Origin of the sequence: Natronomonas marina, assembly GCF_024298905.1 — an archaeon.
In the GTDB taxonomy this organism is placed as follows: domain Archaea; phylum Halobacteriota; class Halobacteria; order Halobacteriales; family Haloarculaceae; genus Natronomonas; species Natronomonas marina.
In genome coordinates, this window is record NZ_CP101154.1 from 1562356 (window position 1) to 1581217 (window position 18862).

General features: G+C 61.7%; 18 protein-coding genes. 5 read left to right on the forward strand and 13 right to left on the reverse strand.

The features are described from left to right. Positions 1 to 139 precede the first annotated feature (139 nt). From NLF94_RS08375 to NLF94_RS08405, 7 genes are all read right to left on the reverse strand, one after another. Positions 140 to 1624, reverse strand: a complete 1485-nt coding sequence (locus tag NLF94_RS08375) for a cobyric acid synthase (protein WP_254841010.1) — start codon at positions 1622 to 1624, stop codon at positions 140 to 142. Beyond that, entirely contained in the window at positions 1624 to 2325 is a 702-nt protein-coding gene (locus NLF94_RS08380; protein WP_254841011.1) for a cob(I)yrinic acid a,c-diamide adenosyltransferase, read from the reverse strand. Before NLF94_RS08380 ends, NLF94_RS08375 begins: the two co-directional genes overlap by 1 nt. After that, positions 2322 to 3260 (reverse strand): uroporphyrinogen-III C-methyltransferase, encoded by a 939-nt coding sequence (cobA, locus tag NLF94_RS08385; RefSeq protein ID WP_350355855.1) that lies wholly within the window; start codon positions 3258 to 3260, stop codon positions 2322 to 2324. Before cobA ends, NLF94_RS08380 begins: the two co-directional genes overlap by 4 nt. Before the next feature lie 119 nt (positions 3261 to 3379). Beyond that, on the reverse strand, positions 3380 to 3517 hold the full coding sequence (locus tag NLF94_RS08390; protein ID WP_254841012.1) for a hypothetical protein: 138 nt from the start codon (positions 3515 to 3517) through the stop codon (positions 3380 to 3382). Position 3518: 1 nt separating this feature from the next. Then, positions 3519 to 4817, reverse strand: coding sequence for a cobyrinic acid a,c-diamide synthase (locus tag NLF94_RS08395; protein WP_254841013.1), 1299 nt, complete (start codon positions 4815 to 4817; stop codon positions 3519 to 3521). Then, positions 4814 to 5818, reverse strand: coding sequence for a nicotinate mononucleotide-dependent phosphoribosyltransferase CobT (gene cobT / locus NLF94_RS08400; RefSeq protein WP_254841014.1), 1005 nt, complete (start codon positions 5816 to 5818; stop codon positions 4814 to 4816). Before cobT ends, NLF94_RS08395 begins: the two co-directional genes overlap by 4 nt. 16 nt (positions 5819 to 5834) lie before the next feature. After that, complete coding sequence (locus NLF94_RS08405; protein ID WP_254841015.1) at positions 5835 to 6623, reverse strand: CbiX/SirB N-terminal domain-containing protein; 789 nt, start codon at positions 6621 to 6623, stop codon at positions 5835 to 5837. Between the two features lie 215 nt (positions 6624 to 6838). Between NLF94_RS08405 and NLF94_RS08410 the strand changes: the two genes are divergently transcribed. Continuing rightward, positions 6839 to 7837 (forward strand): transposase, encoded by a 999-nt coding sequence (locus NLF94_RS08410; protein ID WP_254837543.1) that lies wholly within the window; start codon positions 6839 to 6841, stop codon positions 7835 to 7837. Between the two features lie 71 nt (positions 7838 to 7908). On the opposite strand, the gene NLF94_RS08415 is transcribed toward NLF94_RS08410, so the two are convergent. Genes NLF94_RS08415 through cobN form a run of 4 tightly spaced genes read right to left on the reverse strand, consistent with a single transcriptional unit; the run spans position 7909 to position 13660 of the window. Next, positions 7909 to 8673 carry a cobalt-precorrin-7 (C(5))-methyltransferase gene (locus NLF94_RS08415; protein WP_254841016.1) on the reverse strand — a complete coding sequence of 255 codons (765 nt, stop codon included), beginning with the start codon at positions 8671 to 8673 and terminating at the stop codon, positions 7909 to 7911. Next, the gene (locus NLF94_RS08420; RefSeq protein WP_254841017.1) at positions 8670 to 9401 is read right to left on the reverse strand and encodes a precorrin-8X methylmutase; all 732 of its coding nucleotides are present in this window, start codon (positions 9399 to 9401) and stop codon (positions 8670 to 8672) included. Before NLF94_RS08420 ends, NLF94_RS08415 begins: the two co-directional genes overlap by 4 nt. Beyond that, the gene (locus NLF94_RS08425; protein ID WP_254841018.1) at positions 9391 to 9789 is read right to left on the reverse strand and encodes a hypothetical protein; all 399 of its coding nucleotides are present in this window, start codon (positions 9787 to 9789) and stop codon (positions 9391 to 9393) included. Before NLF94_RS08425 ends, NLF94_RS08420 begins: the two co-directional genes overlap by 11 nt. After that, positions 9779 to 13660 (reverse strand): cobaltochelatase subunit CobN, encoded by a 3882-nt coding sequence (gene cobN, locus NLF94_RS08430; protein WP_254841019.1) that lies wholly within the window; start codon positions 13658 to 13660, stop codon positions 9779 to 9781. The genes NLF94_RS08425 and cobN overlap by 11 nt, the downstream gene beginning before the upstream one ends. A gap of 34 nt (positions 13661 to 13694) precedes the next feature. Between cobN and NLF94_RS08435 the strand changes: the two genes are divergently transcribed. Genes NLF94_RS08435 through NLF94_RS08450 form a run of 4 tightly spaced genes read left to right on the forward strand, consistent with a single transcriptional unit; the run spans position 13695 to position 17209 of the window. Further along, positions 13695 to 15836, forward strand: a complete 2142-nt coding sequence (locus NLF94_RS08435; protein ID WP_254841020.1) for an ATP-binding protein — start codon at positions 13695 to 13697, stop codon at positions 15834 to 15836. 58 nt (positions 15837 to 15894) lie between these two features. Then, positions 15895 to 16083: a CbtB domain-containing protein gene (locus NLF94_RS08440; protein ID WP_350355856.1), complete on the forward strand. Its 189-nt coding sequence runs from the start codon at positions 15895 to 15897 to the stop codon at positions 16081 to 16083. Between the two features lie 2 nt (positions 16084 to 16085). Continuing rightward, on the forward strand, positions 16086 to 16880 hold the full coding sequence (locus NLF94_RS08445; protein ID WP_256558724.1) for a CbtA family protein: 795 nt from the start codon (positions 16086 to 16088) through the stop codon (positions 16878 to 16880). Continuing rightward, a complete protein-coding gene (locus tag NLF94_RS08450) occupies positions 16880 to 17209 on the forward strand; it encodes a (2Fe-2S) ferredoxin domain-containing protein (protein ID WP_254841023.1) in 330 nt (109 codons plus the stop codon). The genes NLF94_RS08445 and NLF94_RS08450 overlap by 1 nt, the downstream gene beginning before the upstream one ends. Before the next feature lie 48 nt (positions 17210 to 17257). On the opposite strand, the gene NLF94_RS08455 is transcribed toward NLF94_RS08450, so the two are convergent. After that, the gene (locus tag NLF94_RS08455) at positions 17258 to 18490 is read right to left on the reverse strand and encodes an outer membrane protein assembly factor BamB family protein (RefSeq protein WP_254841024.1); all 1233 of its coding nucleotides are present in this window, start codon (positions 18488 to 18490) and stop codon (positions 17258 to 17260) included. After that, complete coding sequence (locus tag NLF94_RS08460; protein ID WP_254841025.1) at positions 18483 to 18854, reverse strand: DUF3209 family protein; 372 nt, start codon at positions 18852 to 18854, stop codon at positions 18483 to 18485. The genes NLF94_RS08455 and NLF94_RS08460 overlap by 8 nt, the downstream gene beginning before the upstream one ends. Positions 18855 to 18862: the final 8 nt, after the last annotated feature.

Consider the following 18862-nt stretch of genomic DNA (forward strand, 5'->3'; position numbering starts at 1 on the left):
CGTTCTGCTTCTAGTTCGACGTGCATCGTCTCGGCAATTTCCTCGTCGAATTGCGAGCCACTCATCAAACCTAAAAGTTCCACGATTTCAGCTTCCCAGTCACCCGCTGTCGAAGAAAGAGGTCACGGAGTCCGATTTACTATAAACATCTAGTAAATACTGAATAATCAAATTCATCAACCAACTCTGCAGCACTATCGTACGAGGAACGCTGTTCCATGTCAGTGACGTCACGCTGTTTGTTTGCGTGTCGGAATACCGAGTCTAGAAACGCATCGCGTACGTCCTCGTTCTCGAATAATCCATGCAGATAGGTCCCGAGTACGGACTGGGTGGCAGCACTCTGCTCTTCCAAGGGTTGTTTGACGGCTCCTGTATAGGTCGCTCGCCCCATGTGAATCTCGTATCCTGAAATAGTGCCTGCTACGCCGTCGATCGGTCCCGTTCCTGTGGCTTCTAGACTCACTTGTTGGACTCGTTTCTGGTGTGAGAAGCACGTCTCGACAGGAAGGAGTCCGATCCCATCGATAACGTCCGCTGTCCCCGTGCCCTCGATGGAGGCGTTCGTTATTCGCTCACCGAGCATCTGATAGCCGCCACAGATGCCGACGATCGGCCCCGAAAAGGAAGACAACGCGTCATCTAACCCTGCTTCTTTGAGTGCGAGCAGATCGTCGACAGTGTTCTTTGTTCCCGGAAGGATGACAGCGTCCAGGTCTGCGAGCTGCGAGTCGATTGGAACGTATTCGACGCGAACCCCCGGGACAGCAGCCAACGGTGCGAGGTCAGTGAAATTCGAGATACGTGGAAGCCGAGGAACACCGATGGTGACGGTCTGCTCAGGGGGATGTCCATCGTCGTCACCAAATACAGCGCGCTGTCCCTCGGACGGTAACGAGACGCTGTCCTCCTCGGGCAACCCTGGGTCGTCGTAGGGGAGAACTCCGAGAACGGGAGTACCCATCTTGGCTTCGAGTTCTTCGATACCGGGGTCTAGGAGCGACGCATCACCACGGAATTTGGTGATTACGACGCCTCGAACCCGGTCGCGGAGGTCCTCCGGCATGAGTTCGAGCGTGCCGTAGAGACTGGCGAACACGCCACCACGTTCGATGTCCCCCAGGAGGACGATGGATGCATCGGCGAACCGGGCAGTTTCGACGTTTGCCAGGTCGCAGTCGTGGAGATTAATCTCTGCGATGCTTCCCGCGCCCTCGGCGACGATGAGATCGTACTCCGCCGCCAGCCGTTCGTAGGATTCGATAGCTGCCTGACGCGCCTGCGCCCAGTGTTCGTCGTAGTACTCCCCCGGTTCGTAGTGGCCGACAGCCTCTCCCTGAATGACGAGCTGACTCTCGCCCTCGCCGCGAGGTTTCAACAGCACCGGGTTCATATCGGTCGTCGGCGCCACGTTCGCGGCACGCGCCTGTACGAACTGCGAGACGCCGATCTCTCCCCAATTACCGTCTGGGGTCACGACTGCCCGGGCGTTGTTGCTCATGTTCTGGGCCTTGAATGGAGCGACCGCCACTCCCTCGCGAGAAAGTCGTCGACACAGCCCGGCAACGACCGTGCTCTTGCCCACGTGACTCGCCGTTCCCGCGACGAGTACCGTTCGTGTCATCAGTACTCCGTCCCCTTCCGCGCCCGATGTCCCGCCTCGAACGGGTGTTTCTCTTTTCGGACGTTCGTGACGAGGTCGGCGTGATCGTAGACGTACGTTGGTTTCTCGTGTCCTCCCGTGAGTACGAGCTCGAGACGCTCGGGTTTCGCCTCAATGAGATTCACCACGGCGTCGGGGCTGATGAGGTCGCGGTTTGCAGCATACAGTATCTCGTCAAGCATCAGCATATGCACGCCATCCTCTGGAGGCCCATTGAGCGGAAGGACCGATTCCAAGTCCGGGTCATCCCAGGAAGCGAGCAACTCGCGGGCGCGTTCGAGACCTCCGCGGGCTCTCGCAGCGTGATCGTCCTCATCCGTTCCGTCTCGTAGTCCGTGCCAGCCGTAGTGTCCCGAGTTCTCGTAGGAGATCCCGGGCATCGCTCCTATCGCGTTGTACTCCCCGCGGACGTCCTCAACACTCGACGCACCTCCCTTCATGAACTGAAGCACATGGACGCGATAACCGTGGCCCGCTGCGCGAAACCCCATTCCCAGTGCTGCGGTGGTCTTTCCTTTCCCTTCACCCCACCAGACCTGAACGAGACCGAACTCTTCGGGTGTCGCCAGTTCGATGTCTTCAGCTTTCGGAGTCACGCCACCGCCAGGCGTTCGAGACGATGCTTCGCTCTCGTCTGCGCTGTGAATGGGATCCTCTGTCATGAGTCGAACACCTCGGCATGTCGATCGGTAACGACACCATAGTCGGTATCACTGTGTTCGGTATCGACTACAGATCCCTCTCTAGAATCTGTGTGTTCCCCTCTGCAATGTTCCCGAAGCGTCTCGTTCCGCCTCGGTTCGATCTTTTCCTCCGCCGCCGCTGAGGCCGTGCCTCCGAGCCAGTCGGCGACATTTCTGTGGACGTCGACGACGTCACCGACGACGGTGACGGCAGGAGAATCGACACCCGCGTTCCGGACTTTTTCGGTTATGTTGTTGAGCGTCCCGGTGACGGTGAACTCGTCGTTCCAGGTTGACTTCTGGACTATCGCCGTGGATGTGTCGTCCTCAACGCCGTTTTTGAGGAGGGCGTCGAGGTTGTCGGGGAGTCGTCGGACACCCATGAGGATGACGAGCGTTCCACCGGTTTCGACGTTTGAGGCGAGGGAGTCCCAGTCGAGGGCGCTCTTGTCCTTGGTCGGATCCTCGTGCCCCGTGACGACGGTGAACGACGACGAGTACTCACGGTGTGTCACCGGAATGCCGGCAACCCCCGGAGCCGCCACGGCGCTTGAGACGCCTGGAACGACCTCGAACACCACTCCCTCGGAGGCGAGGTACTCTGCCTCTTCCCCACCTCTCCCGAAAACGTTCGGATCCCCTCCCTTGAGACGGACGACCTGTTTACCGTTCGTGGCTTGCGTAGCCATCATACGGTTTATTTTGTCCTGGGGTGTGCGCTCGCCTCCGGGCTTCTTTCCGACGTTGTGGATCTCAGCGTTTTCGGGGATCCAGTCGAGGACACCGTCACCGACGAGCGAGTCGTGGAAAATGACGTCTGAGTTTTCGAGGAGGCGTTTCGCCTTCACGGTGAGGAGTTCGGCATCGCCGGGACCCGCTCCGACGAGATATACTTTTCCGATGTCACCGGACATCAGCTTCTACCTCCTGTTTTTTCCGACGTGTTTTTCCGTTTGACCCCTCGGCCCCAAGCCGTCGAGAGTCAGCGAGCTGACCCTCGACGAACCCGGAGCACCCAATCGACGACTCGACTTCAAACATCATGAAACACCCCCAACAGATGGTCGTTTTCCTCCGGCGAACGCTCCGTGATCCGGACCTCGTTTACCGTTACGAGGGTTCCGAAGAGATCGAACGAGACCGCGGCGACGGTTTCGTTTCCGTGTCGCATCTTACATCGCCTCGAGGAACGCGTCGAAGGCCCCGCTAGCGGGGTGGACGTGACAGTACGTCCCGAGCGTCTCGTACTCGTAAAGCCCGTCCCGACCGTCTTCGATGCCGTCACCCCGCTTGACATCGAACGCGAACTGACCGTCTCTGGCGACATCAGCACTGGAATAGTGGAACTCGTGGCCTCGCAGGGACTGCCCCGAGCCGGCAGTAAGTGTACTTTCTCGGGCGCGGAGTTCGACGTGATCGAGTGCCTGATACCGGTCGTGCATCTGCACATCCGCAGGGAGGACCCCCGCCATTCGGTGGGTGTCGCCTTCGTCGGTAGTCAGCGTCTCGGCGAGCGTCATCAGCCCGCCACACTCGCCGACGATAGGAAGCCCATCGGCCGCCCCAGCGCCGAGTTGTCGTATCGAAGGACTGTTCTCCAGCGTGGCAGCGTGAAGTTCGGGGTATCCTCCCGGAAGATAGACCCCGTCGCAGTCGGGGAGTTCGTCTCCCGCCGTCGGCGCGAACGTGACCACGCTTGCACGCTCACGAAGGCGCTCGATAGTCGCGGGATAATAGAAGCGGAATGCGTCGTCCCGAGCGACCGCAACTCGCTTGTCCGCCTCCGGCTGGACTGGTTCTCGATCGAGCTGTGGAGGTGTCCGCGCGATATCAACGAGTCGTTCAGTACGGATGTGTTCGGCCGCATCGTCTAGGACCTCCGTTGAGAGCGGGGATTCGTCCCCCATGTGCAGCCCAAGATGGCGGTCGGGAATCTCGAAATCGTCGCGAGGGGGGATTCGACCCAGGTACGTCAAATCGTCCGGCAGTGCATCGCGAATGCCACGTTCGTGGCGTCCGCCGTGAGCGCGTTGTGCAATGACACCTGCGACATCGACGTCGGTGTCGGCATGTTCGCTGTATCGCTGAAATCCGAGTGCAGTCGCGGCGACGCTTTCCATCCCAGCTTTTGCATCGACGGCGAGAACGACGGGAAGGTCGAGTGACTCGGCGACCATGGCGGTACTGGAGCCGTCGCCGTCGTACAACCCCATCACGCCCTCCACGACACAGACGTCGCCGTCGCCTCGGTAGTAGTTCCGCCGAAGCCCGTCCTCACCCTGGAGCCAGCGGTCGAGCGTTCGCGAGGGCCGACCGGCCACGCGCTCGTGATGACTGGGATCGATGAAATCGGGACCGGCTTTGGCGGGTTGGACCGTGTATTCCCGCTCTTGGAGAGCCCGAATGATGGCGAGCGTGGCCACGGTCTTCCCGACGCCCGAACGGGTTCCACCGATAACGATGCCCTTCATGCGTTAGCAGTGACCTCCTCACCGACGAGCCTGTCGTAGACGGTGGCGATTTTCTCGCGTACGGCTGCCATCGATACGTCGGCAGCGGCAGCCAGCGACAACGCCCCGCCCATTCCCACGCCCTCCTTGGCCTCGCCAGCCACGTAGGCATCCATCGCCGGATGACTCACACTATCGAAACCGGGATCGGTGACCGTCAGCGCTACGTCGAGATCGTCCGCAAGTTCGCGGATTCCCGCCGTTTCGTCTACAGCAATGAAAGAAGTGGTCTCGAGCGAGATCGAAGCATCCGTGCCTGCATGCCGAACGAGCGCGGCGGCGGCCATCTGGGTACCGCCGGCGAGCGTTACGCTCTTCCCCGCGTCAGTCGCTCCGGCAGTCAATCCGGCCACGACAGCGAGTACCGGATCGCCGACGTACCGAACCGCCTCTAGCGGGTTACCGGCAGCGCTCCCGCTCGACATGCTACTCGTGTCCAGTGCTTCGCCGACGACGTCGCGCTTGAGCGAGAGTGGGTTCTCCGGCAGCGACGAGGAGACGGTCGGCTGCTCCCCGAGTGCGGTCAGAACACCGAGAGCAGTCGTCGTGCCACCGGGAATCGTCTCGCCGATCACGAGTTCCTTATCGGGCAGGGAGCGACCCAGTCGACGAGCGGCTTCGAACGTGTCCGATGCCGACGCGACCGGGTCCGGGGTTCGAATATCGTTTCCGACCTCGTCTCCGATCGTGACCGTCGGTGCCGCCGTCGATCTGGCGAGCCCAGCGTCGACGGCAAGCAGGTCGAATCCGAGGAGTTCGCGGACAGCGCGAGTGATGACCGCTGGCGTTGGGCAGCCGGTCGGGCTAACCGGAACGACCGGAGCTTGGACTGGATGACCGTATTCGACGATTTCGAGATCTGCACTGGGCGTGTGAACCATCGCGTCAGGGTTGGCCCCTGCTGCGCTGATCCCATCGATACGGGCCGTATCGGTGTTTCCTGCGACGAGAACGACTCTCATTGTGTGACCCGAATCATTACCGCTGGACCTCTTCTCCGTCGGTTGCAACCGGGCGTCGTGTCCGGGTCAATTGCGCTTCGAACGAGGCTGCCGACGCACCGTCGTCGCCAGCGAGCGCGCGCTGCTTTTCGACCTCCGCGTGAACGGCGTCTGTTATTCGTGGATGCGCTCCAAACGGGTCAGCATACTCGATGCCACCGCGTGCGAGTTCGAGCTCGTCGGGAATCCTGCTCTCGGTCGCTTCGGTTCGTGTCAGAAAGAGCGGGACAGCTACCGACTGGTTCTTGCTAGTATTGTACCGGACACATTCGACTGTGGGATTCTGGAGGAGATAACAGGTCAGCACTTCTCCGTATCCCGATTGTTCTCGAAGTCGTGCTGCGTGATAGTCGGTTGTTTGCCGGTGGTACGGTTTCGAACTACTCCCGAATCCAACGAGGATGAGAGAGACGTCGTCAGATGCCGGAATCAGACTTGCTCCTTTCTCTTCTATCACCTCGGTGACGGCCGGGCTCTGACCGGGTGGTTCGCAGTAGTGGATGTCCCCTGGGACATAGGAGAGCGCGGCGGGGACGCCATCGATCGTGTCGTGGCTATGTGCGGCACACATTGGGACTGCATACACTGTATCCGCAGAAATCCGCTCGAACTTTTTTTTGAGCCCACGGATCGGTTCACTCTCGTACGTCGCTATCTCGACGTCATCGACGACGGAACGCCGGCTGAGACGACCGGCGTGTGCTTCGAGCACTTCGTGGGCGTTTCTCGTATTACGGCCGATGAGCAGGATTGATTCGGTTGTCATGGGTCATCCACTCACACAAGTTTATTTGTGTTAACCCAATTTGGGTTGTCTTACTGGTTGAGACGGACTGTCAAATAAGTTTTGGTGAGCCAGATTCCGTGCAGCGAGAGAGCGGCGATAGTGACACATAGTGGACACTCAGTAGCCCGTAGATAGCATTAACAGCGGGCGGTGGTGCAGAAGTCCTCACAAGGAAGCGGTAGGACGAAATTGATGTGTCCAGCAGCAAGTCCGTCCTACCGAGTAACGATACGGTCGAACAGGTTTTCAAAGCACTGGAGACGGAGACAACGGCACTGTTCGAACACCTCGATGTCTCGTTTCTCACCGACTATCCCGTGTTCGCCCCCGATCCGAGGGGGCGAACACGGGTGCACGACCCACCAGAACTCCTGAAAGGTGTCCTCCACTGCTTCTACCACGATATCTACGGTCCTCGTCCGATGGCACGGGAACTCCACAACGAGGACGTCTGGCGACAGTGTGGCTTCGAGCGTCCGCCGTCCCGGCGGACACTCTCAAGATTCATCACCGACTTCGAACTGGTCGCCGAGGACGTATTCATCGAGTTAGTCCACGAGCTTGCCGAGCAAGTCCCGCTCGGCAAGCTCTTCCGCATCGACGGCACAGACATCCCCGTCGATCACCGTGACGAGGACGCTGACTGGAACTACGATCACGCAGAAGACGCCTACTACTACGGCTACGGTTGCTGTGTCGTCACTGCAGCAGACAATATTCCGGTTGCAGCGGCGTTCACTCCTGGGAAGAAGGTCGATGAGGAGACGGCGATGCGCGTCACGCGTGACGCGCTCGCCGTCGACACGCCACGCTGGTTCCTCGGTGATTCTGAGTTCGATATGCTGGGGTGGCACGACTGGCTGCTGGAGCAGTCAGTCGTGCCGATATCACCGTACAACCCACGGAATACAGACGATCCTCCAGACATAGAATACCGCGTCGAAGAACGAATCAAAGCACACAGCGACACAGTTCGTCTCTGGCAGCGCCAACTCGACGAGACGTATGCAGAACGCTCACGGGTTGAAACAGCGATTGGCGTCTGCAAGGATCTCGGCCTCGGGACCCCGCGGGTCCGAGGCCGAGTACGCGTCAAAGCACACGTCTTCATCGCTCTTTGCCTTCGATTGGCCGTTGCACTCGCTAATCACCATCGAGGAAACGATGTCGCCAGCCCAACCATCACGCTATGAGAACAGTTCTGCGCCACCGCCTTAACAGCGATAAAAAACGAAGATTCAGAAGCAGACTGAATCGGTCTAAGCTAGTTGGACCGAACAGCTAATATCGAAAGATCGGAGAACGGTGACGTTTCGTCATCTGATTCGTTCGTGAGTGCCTGGAGTCCTCCTAGCGTCGTCGTCTTCACTTCTTCGTCATCGTGTGTCAGCCGTTCTAGGACGAGAGCCTCGAGCGAGGGGGATGCACCTGCATCGAGTAACTCGGCGGCGATGTCCTCCGGCATCCAGTCGTAGGGACGCGGGAGCACGAGGAGGTGTCGGTCACCGACCTCGTCGCAAAGTCGACGGAGGTCAGGTGTGATATCTCCACTCTTGTGGAGGGTCACGAAGACCGTCTCCTCCATTGGTGTTCGTGCTCTGCTGGCGGCCACCTGCAGGGACGAGATTCCAGGGATGACCCGAACGGGCCGTTTGACAGCTGACTGAACTTTCCCGACGAACTGATAGCCCGAGTGGTTCGGATCACCCATCAGGACGGCCGTTCCGGACTCCCCGTTAGCCACGCGGTCAGCGAACGTCGCAAGCGTCTCGGCCTCATCACGATACCCACACCTGAGTAGGTCGGCGTTCGTCTTCTCGCGGACGAACTCGACGACGGTTTCGAAACCCACGACGACATCGGCATCGCGGATTGCGCGCTCGCTGCGAGGGGTCAGATACTCCAGGTTCCCCGGACCGATACCGACTGCGTACACCGGGTTCTCCGCAGATACGGACTCAGGTTCAGGGACCGATGCCGCCAGTGCCGCTGGATCGGGGCCGGAGTCTAAGTCGTACGTGTCGCTCACGGGAGGTCGACCTCTCCACTCCGGACGTCGCTTGCTACGTGGACGAGTTCGTTCGTCAGGCCGGCTGCCAACCCGCTTCCGCCACGCCGGCCAACGTTCGTGATTGCAGGGATGCCGTACGAGCCCGCGACCTCGCGCAGCCGTGTCCGACTCTCCGCAGCTTTGACGAAGCCGACCGGAGTGGCAACCACGACTGCCGGGCGCGTGCCGTCTTCGATACAGTCTGCGAGGGCGAGTGCTGCGGTCGGGGCGTTCCCGATGACGGCGATGGCGCCGTCGTAAACCCCCTGTTTGTCGAGTTCGAGTACAGACGCAGCCGTCCGCGTCATGCCAGTCCGTTTCGCGAGTTCGGCACCGTTCCCGATGGCCTTCTGAACAGGGCAGTCGTGACCGCGACCAGTGATACCGGCCTTGACCATCGTGATGTCGGTAACGATCGGATGTTCGTCGAGGACCGCCCGAGAGCCAGCGGCGACCGGTTCATCCTCGGTCTCACCGGTGAACCGCACGAGGTGCTGGAACTCGGGATCGCCCGTGGCATGGACACTCTTCTGTCGGATGCGGTCGGCTAACCTCTCGTCCGGGACGAGTTCGCGCACGCGATCCATGCTCGTCTCGGCGATCTCCATCGCGTTCTCAGTAGTCGCACCGAGATCGGCGTACTCTTCGACCTCACTAGCGTTCTCGGTCTCGCTACCGCCGTCCGTTCGGCTGTCGTCAGCTGTCAACGCTCGTCGCCTCCGGTTGATACGAACCATACTCGTGCATTTCATCGTCATCCGCCTCGACCTCGATATCGAGATCGAATAGTCGAACTACGGTGTCGAGAGTAGACCCGTCGCCTCCTCTCTGAATACGCGTTATCGGTGCTGCTAGGAGCTGATCGACGATGGCGTCGGCCAACCCTTCGACGACATCGCGCTGAGCATCGCCGAGTTCACCGCGTGCGTCGAGTTTGCCGAGAGCTTCCTCGACTTCACCTCGCTTGATGCGCTCCGCGTCTTCGTATATCGCAGTGGCGACGTCCTCGGCGTGCTGGCACTCGGGCTGTTCTAGCAGAGGGGTAGCGCCGCTACCGAGGGTCCAATCGATTTCTTCGACGGCGTCAGTCGTCATCGCTGGACACCTCCGTTGCGTTCGCGTTCCCGGCACGCGCTTCGATGTCACCGTCCACTCGGAGATTGATGTCCCGGAGCTGATCGGCGGTCTCGTCGTCGGCGTCCCACAGACCGCGGTCGATCGCCTCGAGGAGCGTGTCACTAATGCTCTCCAGGGCCCACGGGTTCACGTCGCGCATCCACTCCTGTCGGTCCTCGTCGAACGCGTACTTTTCGGCGACGTCGGCCCAGAGCGCGTCACTCACGACGCCGGTGGTCGCGTCCCAGCCGAGGACGACGTCCACAGTACTCGACAGGTCGCCAGCACCCTTGTAGTCGTGTTCCTCCATGCTGTCGAGCCAGTCGGGATTGAGCACGCGGGCGCGCATCGCCTTGCGGACTTTCTCCTCGTTGGTGTACACCGAGACGTTGTCGGGATCGCTGGAGTCGCCGACGTAGGAGGCTGGCTCCTCGCCCGCGATCTCCGAAACGGCGGTGATGAATCCGCCGTGGAACGCGTACCAGTCGGAGCTGTCGAACTCGTCCTGTTCGGCAGTATCCTCGATCTTGACCGTGGCGTCGACGCCTCCGAGGCGTCGCTCGAAGGACTCGTGCGCCTCCGCGACGCGCCCCCGCTTCCCGAGGGCGTATCCGCCCCACTGGACGTACACGTCGGCGAGGTCGGACCGGTCGTCCCAGTTCCCCTCGTCGACTGCTTTGTTCGTGCCCGCACCGTACCCACCGGGTCGGGTCGTGAACACCCGATGTCTGGCGGCCTTTTCGGGGTCGTCGACACCCTGCTCGTCGAGCTGCTCGGCTTCCTCCTCGACGTGCTTTTTGACGTAGTTCATTTCGTGTGGTTCGTCGAGGTCCACGACCGCGTCGACGGCGTCGTGAACAACGCCTGCGACCTGCGGGAAAGCGTCGCGGAACAGCCCCGAAACGCGAGTGGTGACGTCGATCCGGGGGCGATCGAGTTCGTCCAGGGGAATGGGAGTGACGCCGTCGATACGTCCGGCGTCGGTCCACTCGGGTTCGACGCCCATCAGCGCAAGCACCTGGGCGATGGTCTCGCCTCGGGTTCGAACGGTCGGCGTCCCCCACGCGACGACGCCGATCTCTTCGGGATACGCGCCTTCCGCTTCGTGGTGACGCGCTGCGATGCCGTCCGCGACCTCCTTCCCGACGCGCCACGCGCTCTTGGCCGGCACCTTCCGCGGGTCCAGCGTGTAGAAGTTTCGTGCCGTCGGCAGTAGGTCGACCCCGCCCCGCGTCGGCGCACCGCTCCCGCCAGGCGGGACGTATTCGCCGGCCAGGGCGTCTGCCGTTCTCGGAATCTCGTCCTCCGCACCTCGGACGCGAGGAGCAACCTCTTCACAGATGAACGCCAGCGCGTCCCGGAGGTCGTTGTGTGCGCCGGATTTCGCACGTGCGTCCCCGAGCGGGTCGATGTCCACTACGAGAAGGTTCATGTTAACCTCGTCCTCCGGTCTCGCTTCTCCCTCCGAAGCCGGAATGTCGAAGCCGTGGTCGGCCAGCGTCTCCACGAGCTCGATACTCGTCTCGTACACTTCGTCGGCAGCCTCCGAGAGTGTCATGCCCAGTTCGTCGTCGTATACCCCCGGTTCGTCGAGCATCCGCTGGTAGTCGACGCCGAGCACGCCGGCCACACTCTCCCGGAGACTGGGCCCGCCTGGGTTCTCCAGGCGCGTGAGTGCGACGAGGTACTCGACGAGACGGTCCGCCTCTGGAGGCTCGCTCATCGTGTGGAGCCCCATCCGAATCTGCGTCGTCTTCACGTCCGTGAGGTATCCGTGGATACGTTCGACGAGTTCATCGACGTCGACCTCGTCACCGTCGACTCTCCCCTCCGCGAGCGTCGTACCGGCTTCCTCTGGACCGCGAACGTCGACGCGTTCGTCTATATCGCCTGCGATGCCGAGTTCGACCGCAAGGTCGAGTTCGTCGACTTTCTCGCGAAGGAGCCGTTCGAGATGTTCGCCGTCGTCGGTGCGGGCGTCTTCCATCCCGGCTTCGCGATACTGGTCTGCGAGTTCCTCGAGTTCGGCCAGTTCGTCGTACGTGCCGGCGTTGCGCATCACCGGCGTCAGGTAGTCGACGATGGCCGCGTACGAGCGCCGTTTCGCCTGGGTCCCCTCGCCCGGATTGTTAATGATGTACGGGTAGACGTTCGGGATATCGTCGACGAGCTGGTCCGGAGCGCTCTCGCCGTTCAGCCCGACCGTCTTGCCAGGAAGCCACTCCAGACTCCCGTGCGTGCCGAGGTGAACGACGGCGTCGGCATCGAACGTGGTCCGGAGCCAGCCGTAGAACGCCACGTAGTCGTGAGGAGGCTGGAGGTCGGAGTCGTGATAGACCTTCGATGGGTCCATCCCGAATCCACGCGGTGGTTGGACGGTGACGAGGACGTTCCCGAACTCGACGCCAGGGATAGCGAACGGACGGTCGGGGACTTCGCCCCACTCGTCCACGATGTTCGACTGGAAGCGTTCGTCCGTGGCCGCGAACCACTCGCGATACTGCTCGGTGGGGACGATGTCGACGCTCAGGTCGCGCACGTCCGCTGGGGCGACCCAGCGGTCGTCGAGCGTCAGCTGCGCGGTCAACTGGTCTATCAAGGCCTGACCGTTCGTCGGTGTCCGTCCGCCGAGGTCGTAGCCGCGCTCCCGAAGTTCCTGGAGAAGATTGACGGTGCTCTCGGGACTGTCGAGTCCGAAGGCAGTGCCGATGCCATCGTCGCTCGGCGGGTAGTTGTGTAGGACGACCGCGACGTTCTTTTCTTCGTTCGAAGTATGCCGAAGCGTCGCCCAGTTAACCGCGAGCCGTGCGGCGTGATCCACCCGGTCGTCGATGGGGAAGTGCTGTTTCGGCGCGCTTCCGATGCCCGCCTCGTCGTCGGTCCGTTCCTTGCCGCTAATCGGATGAGTGATGACGTTGCCGTCGAACTCCGGGAGTGCGACCGACAGCGCGAGTTCGAAGCCCATGACGCCCGTGTCGCTTTTCTCGTACCGCGAGCGAGACCGCATCGTCGTCACGGTCTGGATGACGGGCACGCCGAGCCGGTCGAGGAAGACATCCTCCGCAGCATTCCCCTCATCATCGGCCGCCCGCCCTCGCTCGTCCATCGACAGCGAGAACATGAACGACGAGAGCACGGCGTCGACGATAGGCTTTCCATCGTCCAGAAGCCACTCCTCCGTTACGCGTTCAGCGTCCCACTGTTCGTCGCTGTCCGTCGCGGGATTACAGAAAATAGGGAGTGCATCCGCACCCTGGGCCTCGACGGCACGTACCTGGCCGTCGACGTACCGCGTGTTCTCGTGGGTCCAATGAGATTCGTAGAACCAGATGGCGACAGTCGGTGTGTCTGGATTTAACGTTCCTATCAGCTCCTCGTACGATGCCCCCGGATGGTCCGGATGGTAGACTCCCTCCGTTGGAAGCGTCACCGGTTCATCGTAGTCACACTCGACGGCCCCGTACTCGTCGACGAGGAACCGAACGCAGTTCGCGACGTTGCTGGTTCCACCCTTCTCCAGGTACTCGTAGACTCGATCGCGGTCTGTCGCAATGACGGACGTGTCCTCGAGTGCGTAGGCGTCACCGGTCGATTTGACGACCAGCGGGACGCCAGCCTCCGCCAGACGACCGACGGCGTGGTCGTACCCTGGCATACTCTCCTCGGCGCCGTGCAGCCAGAAGATCGCCGCCGCCGCATCTTCGAGCTCGTCGAGGAACGCGTCGACGTCTGTCTGATCGTCGAGATCGCTCTCCGAGCGAACGGCCAAGTCGACGTCAGTTCGCGCCGCCGCCTGCTGGACGGCTCCGAGTTCGTTCTCGGTCGCGGTGTATAGGCCGATTGTTGGCATAACGTTGTTAAACCTCCATTGCGCTAATACAAGTATGGTTGATTACGGCGGAGGCAAAAAAGCTTCGCACGGTCGGGGGACGTCGCTGTCCTTTTCGGAGATCGTCGGTCAGGAGGAACTCAAGAGAGCTTTACTGGCCATCGCAACGAACGACGGCCTGGATGGCCTTCTCATACAGGGTGAGAAAGGAACGGCGAAGTCCACGGCGGTGCGGGCGCTAACTGACCTTCTTCCGACACAGGATGCTATCGAGGACTGTCCGTACGGCTGCCCGCCGAACGTACCCAAATATCAGTGCGAGAGCTGTCGTGAGCGGACCGACCCCCCGACGATCGAACGGTCGGTTCCTCTCGTGACGCTTCCGCTGGGGGCGACCCGCGAGCGGGTCGTCGGGACGCTCTCCGTGGCGGATGCTCTCGGCGGCGACTACGAGTTCGACCCCGGACTGCTCGCCCGCGCGAACCGCGGTATCCTCTATGTTGACGAGGTAAATCTCCTCGACGATCACCTCGTCGACGTGTTACTCGATGCGGCGGCGAGTGGGGTCAACAGAATCGAACGTGACGGTATGAGTGTCTCTCACCCAGCCAGGTTCACGCTCGTGGGGACGATGAATCCCGAAGAGGGAGATCTCAGACCGCAGCTTCGCGACCGTTTCGCACTCCAAGCGACGGTCACCGCCTGTGAAGACGTGGATCAACGGGTCAGTATCATCGACCGAGCGATCGGACGAATGGATGGAGATGGAACGGAGCAATCGACCAACAAACGTGTAGAGGACAGGGACTTCCGGGACCAGTTGTGGCAAGCCCGCAAACGGCTCTCCGAAGTCGATCTCTCAACCCAGTTCGCCCGGGACATCGCAGAACTATGTCGGAACTCGGGTGTTGACGGACACCGCGGAGACATCGCGACAGCGCGGGCAGCCAGGACGTTCGCCGCTCTCGACGGGCGCTCGAAGGTCATCGAAACCGACGTGCAGCGGGCGGCAGAACTCGCGCTCCCTCACCGGCTTCGATCACAGCCGTTCGAAGACGCGCCCGATCCGAGTGAACTCATCGACGACCACTTCGATGGTGAGGGTAACGACGGCGGGCAAGAGGACCGAAACGACCGCCCCGACGAGGAGCCCTCCGACGCCGACGAGAATCCTCCGGACGGAACGGACGACACCGGAGACGCTGAGGAGACGGACGCGTCGGACTCGACCGATCCCAGGTCGTCCGAAAAAAACGGCACGTGCGACGGGGCCGAGTCCGGCACGTCGTCCCCGGAACGGAGTGACGAGGGAGGGACCGATGATGTCGAAGCAGAGGCGACGGACGAGAACAAGAAGGCGGACGAAAACGACGACGTGACGGAAGGGACACCGATCGTCCCTGGAGAGTCGCGTGCTGACATCGGGGCGGGACGCGCTCCCGAACTGACCGCGCCCGAAGCCGTCGAGAGCGGGAGAGCAGGTAGCGGATCCCGGTCGCGGACGCAGCCACACGTCGACACCGAGGGAGCACGGGTACGAAGTCGGCAAGCGGATTCGACCCGACGCATCGACGTCGCGGCGTCGGTTCGAGCGGCATCCGCCCGCGGCGCTTCGTCCGTTGAGTCGCGTGACCTACGTCAATCTGTCCGCCAGAGCGAGTCCTCCGCGCTGGTGGTGTTCGTCGTGGACGCGAGTGCGTCGATGTTACCGGCGATGCGTGCGGCGAAGGGAACCGTCCTCGAACTCCTGAAGGACGCGTATCAAAAACGCGACGAAGTCGCGTTCGTCGCGTTCGCCGGCGAGGAAGCAAACGTGCTCCTCCCGCCGACGAACAGCGTCACCCTCGCCGCTCGACATCTCAAGGATCTGCCGACCGGCGACCGGACGCCACTTCCGTCAGGTCTCCGAACGGCTGGCGACGTGCTCGACCGGGCCGAACCGAGCGCCAGCGTCGTTGTGCTGGTCACTGATGGGCGGGCGAACGTTGCGAAAGAGAGCCCAGTCCGTGAGACGCGTGAAGCCGCTAGACGGTTGAGCGAGCTCGACCCCCACGTGGTCGTCGTCGACGCGAGTGACGGTGACCAATCCGGTGTAACGGACCTGGTCGTCGACGAAACGGACGGCGAGCGTGTCCCGCTCTCCGCACTGTCAGCCGACCGAATCGAGGCGGCCGTCGCTGCCGCACACGAAAGTTAGGTTTGGCTCGTCCGGAAGATTTACAATCTTACTTGATATTGTACAAGTGTGGTTTAGAATGGCGACTGCCAACAACACCGTTCACGGTAGAGTCGAACAGGCACGCATGGAACTAACGCCGACGCAGCTGGCCGTCGGACTCGCTCTCGTCGCGGCACTCGGATTCGCCCTCCTGTTCGTTCAGGAGCCGATGCTGCACGATTCGATGCACAACTTCCGGCACGCGGCGGGAATCACCTGTCACTGACCATGCTCGCTGCCTATCTGAAGCGAGGGGTGAAAGCAGGAGTGGTTGCTGGGCTGGTATTCGGTCTCCTCATGGCGCTCGTCGCTAATCCGCTCGTCGCGTTCGCCGATGAGCTCGGCCACGAGGGTGGCCACGCTGTCGGTGACCACCACGAACACGCAACTGGGGAACACCACGAGGGGAGTGGTGGAGAACAGCACGAGGGCGCCGTTTCGATGACGGTGACAAACGGCGTGAGTATCGTCTCCGGTGTTCTCTGGGGTATTCTCCTGGGCGGAGTCGTGTTCGGCATCGCCTACTACTTCCTCGAACCCGCAATCCCGGGAACCGGTGGAACGAAGAGCTATCTCTTGGCCGTCGCCGGCTTCATCACCGTTTCTGGGGCACCGTGGCTCGTGCTCCCGCCACAGCCGCCGGGAGTCGAACAAGCGCTCCCGACGGAGATGCGCATCATACTCTACGGCGGAATGATGGTGGCCGGTTCGCTCGTTTGTTTGTTCGCAGCGATTGTGTACGGTCGACTCCGAGTCACACACGGACGAACGACCGCGGCCATCGTCGCGATGCTTTCTCTCTGTCTGCTCGCGATTCCAGCCGCTCTCTCGCCGGTGAACGCGGTGGAGAGTTCCCTTCCATCCGAGCTGGCGATTGGGCTGACGGGAATGATCGTGTTCGGACAGGCGTTGCTCTGGCTGCTCCTCGCAGGCACTCACGCCCGACTTCGCCGCCGGTCGATGGACACGGGGGCCTCGGATATCGCAACCTCCCCGACCGACGGAACGCTCACTGCAAATTGATGAGACCGCGAACCGAGGACGTCGTTGAGAACGGGTTCTCCGACCATGTATTAGTCTGTACGAACGCGCGAGACTCGGAGTACGCCTGCTGTGCGGAGGCGTACGGTGATGAGGTGTACGAGGCGGTGAAGTCGTGGCTGCGTGAACGAGACGTCTTCTGGTCACGGGTCCACGTCGTCGAGACGAGCTGTCTCGGTCTGTGCAGCGCCGAAGGCACCGCGATCGCCATCCATCCCCGCAATCGGTGGTACTCGGACGTGCTCCCGGAAGACGTGCCGGAGCTGCTTGAAGACGAATTCGGTGCCGACGCGTCGCAATTAGGAGAGTAGCGCCGAGGGTAACGTCTCCGCTAGCAAGTGATCCCGTTGTGTCCGGACCTACCAGCGGCCCACACCCAATAATAACCGATAGGTGCCTCGGTTCTCACCCTCGTCGTGATAGACTACCGGCTCTTCTACGGCGGCGAACGATCCACCGTCCAGTGCAACCGCTGTAACGATGCCATCGGTTTCGAGGGCCGTTTCGGGGCCAGTTTCCGAACTGAATATTCGAAGACCGTGGACTTCGGCATTGCGCGTGCGAAAGTGCTGCGCCCCGGGAACAGCCACGAGGTCGCCTCCGACACCGAGTTCGCTCGCGAAGCCACCGACCGAGGCCGTCCAGACGCATTCGCCGTCCGGCGTGTACCCGAGGGCAGTATGTTCGCGGGGGTGTAGCGACGCCGTCTCCCGACCCTCCGTCGAATACGTGTTCCCCGTGACGAAGACCGCACCGTGCGCTGTCGCGTGCACGTGGTTCGGATAGGCGTACAACGTTTCACCGTCGACTTCCGTTGGTGTCCCAAGGTCGACACACCACTGTTCGGCACCCCCGTCGCGGAGGCGGTAGCCACAGTAGTCGCCGTGGCTGGTGACCACGACGCCGTCTTCAACGAGCGAGACGTCACCGACGCGTCGCTGGCCGTCGGTACCGGGATCCCACTCGTATCGCACGGCACCCGTTTCAGCATCGAGGACGACCAACCCGTGCTGGTGGGTGCCGGGACAGCGATTGTACGCAACGGCTAGGCGGCGACCTTCGACATCGAGACTGATCGGAGATGCATCGGTATCGTGCGTCCAGACGACATCGCCTGCCTCGTCGAACGCGTAGACGACACTGGTGAACGAACGACGGTCAGCGTCGCGCTCGTAGCGACGGGACGCAACGTACAACCGATCTCCATCTGTCTCGATATCTGCGACGAAGGGAAGGAAGAACCGAGACGATTTCTGTGGGACCCCGAGGTCCGTCGCTGTGGCGTACTGCCATCGAAGTTCGCCGGTCTTCTGGTCGTAGAATCGGATTGTTCCCTCGGAGCTGCGCTCGCCGACCGCGATGCCGTCTCCGTATGGCTCCGCTGCTACGACGGACGTCATCTCAGTTTCCGTTCCCCCTCGCCATCGCTCTTCAAGGGTCGTCCGGTCGTGAGCGACCACGTCCCCGGTGGCCGTTCCAGTGACCACCAGCTCCTCGAGCAACGTGACTGCCGACCGTTTGCCCGCGTGCCGAGATCGAGCGGGCGGTACGTCACCGAGTCCGACCGCTCGCTGTTGCAGGGCGTTACTCATCGACGGGGAAGGTCTCGTGGAGGACGTCGTGTGCCTCACCCAACCCGCTAAGGACGCTCTCGCCTTGGTCAGTCAGTCGATGGACGGCGCGCTCCGCGTCGCGGACGGCCACTAGTCGGCCACGCATGTAGCCGTACTCCGGGTCGTCTGAATCGGTGGCGGCGATTTCCTCCTCGAGGTCGACGAGCGCCGCGTCGAGGTGGCGCTCGATCTCCGAAACGGTCTCCGCGTTTGCCAGAGCCTCGATGGGGCCATCCAGATGACCCTCTAGTTCGGTCTCCGCGTGTTCGCGTGCGCTCCGGTCTTCGGTACCGAGCACGTTCATCAGTCCGAGTCGTAGGGCTTCGATTTCGTAGCAGCTCATGATTGTGG

Bases quoted from the DNA above. Each gene is read 5' to 3' on its own strand.
- NLF94_RS08375 (WP_254841010.1), bottom strand. From the start codon at position 1,624: ATGACACGAACGGTACTCGTCGCGGGAACGGCGAGTCACGTGGGCAAG.
- NLF94_RS08380 (WP_254841011.1), bottom strand. From the start codon at position 2,325: ATGACAGAGGATCCCATTCACAGCGCAGACGAGAGCGAAGCATCGTCT.
- cobA (WP_350355855.1), bottom strand. From the start codon at position 3,260: ATGTCCGGTGACATCGGAAAAGTATATCTCGTCGGAGCGGGTCCCGGC.
- NLF94_RS08390 (WP_254841012.1), bottom strand. From the start codon at position 3,517: ATGCGACACGGAAACGAAACCGTCGCCGCGGTCTCGTTCGATCTCTTC.
- NLF94_RS08395 (WP_254841013.1), bottom strand. From the start codon at position 4,817: ATGAAGGGCATCGTTATCGGTGGAACCCGTTCGGGCGTCGGGAAGACC.
- cobT (WP_254841014.1), bottom strand. From the start codon at position 5,818: ATGAGAGTCGTTCTCGTCGCAGGAAACACCGATACGGCCCGTATCGAT.
- NLF94_RS08405 (WP_254841015.1), bottom strand. From the start codon at position 6,623: ATGACAACCGAATCAATCCTGCTCATCGGCCGTAATACGAGAAACGCC.
- NLF94_RS08425 (WP_254841018.1), bottom strand. From the start codon at position 9,789: ATGACGACTGACGCCGTCGAAGAAATCGATTGGACCCTCGGTAGCGGC.
- cobN (WP_254841019.1), bottom strand. From the start codon at position 13,660: ATGCCAACAATCGGCCTATACACCGCGACCGAGAACGAACTCGGAGCC.
- NLF94_RS08435 (WP_254841020.1), top strand. From the start codon at position 13,695: ATGGTTGATTACGGCGGAGGCAAAAAAGCTTCGCACGGTCGGGGGACG.
- NLF94_RS08440 (WP_350355856.1), top strand. From the start codon at position 15,895: ATGGCGACTGCCAACAACACCGTTCACGGTAGAGTCGAACAGGCACGC.
- NLF94_RS08445 (WP_256558724.1), top strand. From the start codon at position 16,086: ATGCTCGCTGCCTATCTGAAGCGAGGGGTGAAAGCAGGAGTGGTTGCT.
- NLF94_RS08450 (WP_254841023.1), top strand. From the start codon at position 16,880: ATGAGACCGCGAACCGAGGACGTCGTTGAGAACGGGTTCTCCGACCAT.
- NLF94_RS08455 (WP_254841024.1), bottom strand. From the start codon at position 18,490: ATGAGTAACGCCCTGCAACAGCGAGCGGTCGGACTCGGTGACGTACCG.
- NLF94_RS08460 (WP_254841025.1), bottom strand. From the start codon at position 18,854: ATGAGCTGCTACGAAATCGAAGCCCTACGACTCGGACTGATGAACGTG.